We start from the raw sequence: 2,748 nt of genomic DNA, 5'->3' as shown, positions 1-2,748 counted from the left end.
CTGATGTTCAACCTCACCGACCAGGTACGGGAACAGATCCAGCACACCCTGTACAAGCTGCTGGTGCAGCGCCGGTCGGTGTTCTTCTGAGGTGTCGGACGCGCTGGTCCGGGTGTGGCAACGGGGGCGACCCGCTCGGGTGGGTCGCCCCCGTTGTTCTGGCCGTACCGGTGCTAGTGCGTGTCCTCGCTGTCGATGCCCAGGCCGGGGAGCAGGCCGGGGAGGAGCGGGGGGAGGGTGACGTCCGGGGCGGGCGTCGTGGGCTTGCTGGTGGACGGGGCGCTGCTGCCGGTGCCGAGTTTCGGCGGCTCCAGCAGGCCACCCGTGTCGCCGCCGAGCAGGCCCTCGCTGCTGCTGCCGGTGGCCGCGCCGCTCGGGGTGCCGGTGCTCCTGTGCCTGCCCGAGGGCGGGGTGTGGCCGGAGGAGCTCGGCGCGGCCGACCGGTGGGTGCCGGAGGAGCCGGTGGATGCCGAGCCGGAGCCCTGCCGCTTGCCGTCGCCGCCCTGGGTGGGCGACTGCGGGAGCAGGGACTGCAGCGGGGCGACCTCCTGGTCTATGGCGTCGAACACCGACGACACCTGCTGTTTGACGTCCCCGAGCTGCACGGGCAGCCTGTCGCTGAGCGCGCTCCAGGCCTCGCGGTGCGAGCGGGAGAAGCTGGACAGGGCCTGGATCGGGCCGAGGGAGTTGGGGTCGGCCTCGTAGGCCTCGTGGAGCAGGCGGTGGCCCTCGGTGACGTCGTGCTGCATACCGGAGAGCGTGCGGCGGATCTCGCCGAGGGACTCGTGGTCCAGCTGTCCGCCGCGGCCCCGCTCCAGCAGCCGTCGGGCCTCGCTGAGCCGGGTCGACGCCTGGTCCAGGTAGGTCTGGCCGCGCTGGTCGTCGCCGTCGCTCAGGTAGTTGAGCTTGAAGTCCTCGATGCCGCGTTTGAGGCCGTACAGGGAATCGCCGGGCAGCGCGTTGGAGCTGGCGGCGGCCACTCCGCCGAAGGCCCCGGCGGCGACGCCCACGCTGAGCCCGCCCGCGGCGAGCCCCTTGGTCAGCCGGGAACGTGGTCGCAGTTTGCCCAGCGAACTCGCCCGGTGTGCGCCCTTGGACCGGGTGGAGCGTTGTCCGGGTACCGACGCGTCCGCCGCCCCCGTGCCTTCCTGGAGCATGGCCTCCATCGCGGCCACCAACTGGGCGCGCTGCACGACCTTGACCTCGGGGTCGAGCTGCGGCTTGGGCAGCGCGCCGAGACCCGCTGCGAGGGCCAGTAGCGTGCCCTGCCCGGTCTGCTCCTCGGCGGCCGGCGGGGAATCCGCCGGGGTCACGGACTGCTCGGCCGCCGTGTCCCGGTCGGACTGCTCCTCCAGGGCCTGGGCGAAGGCGTTCGCCCGCCGGTGCGCCGATACGTTCGCGATCACTGGCGGCACCTCCTCTCGTCATGACGGTCGACTCCCCAGGGGGTCCTGAGGGTTGCACGCCCGCGACCACTTCACACGATCGAGCGATCAAGGTCGGCCAGACGTGACCACAGGGAGCCTGTATCCCGCACAACGACTGGCGCGGCACTTGGGTTACGGACGGCGGACGACCGGATCGGAAAGACAACACGCTTTCACGGAACGTGAGTTGACCGTCGCCCTGTGTGGTGGCGGGGCGGGGGTCGCGGCTCAGCGCGCGTCGTCCGGCAGCAGCCGGGCCAGGGTACGTACGGCGCGGTACTGGAGGGTCTTGATGGCACCCTCGTTCTTGCCCATCACACGGGCGGTCTCGGCGACCGAGAGGCCCTGGAGGAAGCGGAGCGTCACGCACTCCTGCTGCTGCGGGTTGAGCCGGCGTACGGCGTCGAGCAGCGCGGCGTTCGACAGGGACTCGAGGACGGAGTCCTCCGGGGAGCGCTCGACCTCGTTGGCGTCGAGCATCTCGCCGGTGGTGACTTCCAGCCGGAAGCGGCTCGACTTGAAGTGGTCGGCGACGAGGTTCCGGGCGATCGTCACCAGCCAGGCGCCGAAGTCGCGGCCCTGCCAGGTGAAGGTGCCGATCCTGCGGAGCGCCCGCAGAAAGGTCTCACTGGTGAGGTCCTCGGCGGTGGCCCGGCCGCCCACCCGGTAGTAGATGTAGCGGTACACCGTGTCGCTGTACTGGTCGTACAGCCGGCCGAAGGCCTCGGCCTCGCCCGCCTGGGCGCGCTCGACGAGGTCCATCATCCGGGCGCTGTCGCTGTCCGCGGCCGGGCGGCGGGCGGTGGTGGCGCCGGTGGAGCGCCCTCGTCTGCTCACCGCGGCGCTGCCTTCGGCCAGTGCGTAGCACGGGCCTACGGGCGCGGCGGCGAGGGCGGGGACGGCGTACGCGGTGGGGACGAGGCCGCGCAGCGTCTCTTTGACCGTTGCGAGTGTTGCGCGCAGCGTAGCCAGGCCCGAGGCGTCAACCCCGACGTGTGGGTACACGGGACTCCCAGAGGCAGAGCTTCCATCACGTGCAGTGCGGGACCGTTCACCCGTCGTAGCGACGGAGGGGTACCGGTTTGCGTCTGAGGAGAATAACGCTTCGTGCAGGCACTGCTACACCGAGTTGCTCAAATCATCGATTGCGTCGCTTCTGTTGCCGATTGACGCCTTATCAAGTGCCGCAGCCTGATCGGTTGTTGATCGAAAAGTGGCTTGTTTCGGCGAGGTACGGGGCGTGTTGAAGTGGCCGCGGCATAATCCGGGCGCGCGGAGCAGTGCCCCGAAGGGGCAGGGGGCCAGGTCGGCACACCGCTCC

At 70.7% G+C, this 2,748-nt stretch carries 2 protein-coding genes and 1 pseudogene; 1 reads left to right on the top strand and 2 read right to left on the bottom strand.

Annotation, left to right across the window (positions count from 1 at the left end; translation table 11 throughout):
- Positions 1–90: pseudogene (locus AB0D93_RS41435) on the top strand (glycerol acyltransferase); the annotation flags it as partial.
- An 83-nt stretch (positions 91–173) separates the two neighbouring features.
- Here the strand turns inward: AB0D93_RS41435 and AB0D93_RS41430 are convergent.
- Both AB0D93_RS41430 and AB0D93_RS41425 read right to left on the bottom strand, forming a co-directional pair.
- On the bottom strand, positions 174–1,406 hold the full coding sequence (locus AB0D93_RS41430; protein ID WP_362131917.1) for a DUF5667 domain-containing protein: 1,233 nt from the start codon (positions 1,404–1,406) through the stop codon (positions 174–176).
- A 249-nt stretch (positions 1,407–1,655) separates the two neighbouring features.
- A complete protein-coding gene (locus tag AB0D93_RS41425; RefSeq protein ID WP_362131914.1) occupies positions 1,656–2,432 on the bottom strand; it encodes an ECF subfamily RNA polymerase sigma factor, BldN family in 777 nt (258 codons plus the stop codon).
- Between the last annotated feature and the right edge of the window lie 316 nt (positions 2,433–2,748).

Origin of the sequence: Streptomyces sp. NPDC048191 (assembly GCF_040652655.1) — a bacterium.
Taxonomy (GTDB): domain Bacteria; phylum Actinomycetota; class Actinomycetes; order Streptomycetales; family Streptomycetaceae; genus Streptomyces.
The sequence above is the reverse complement of the archived record's forward strand: the minus strand, read 5'-3'. Positions and strand labels throughout refer to the sequence as shown.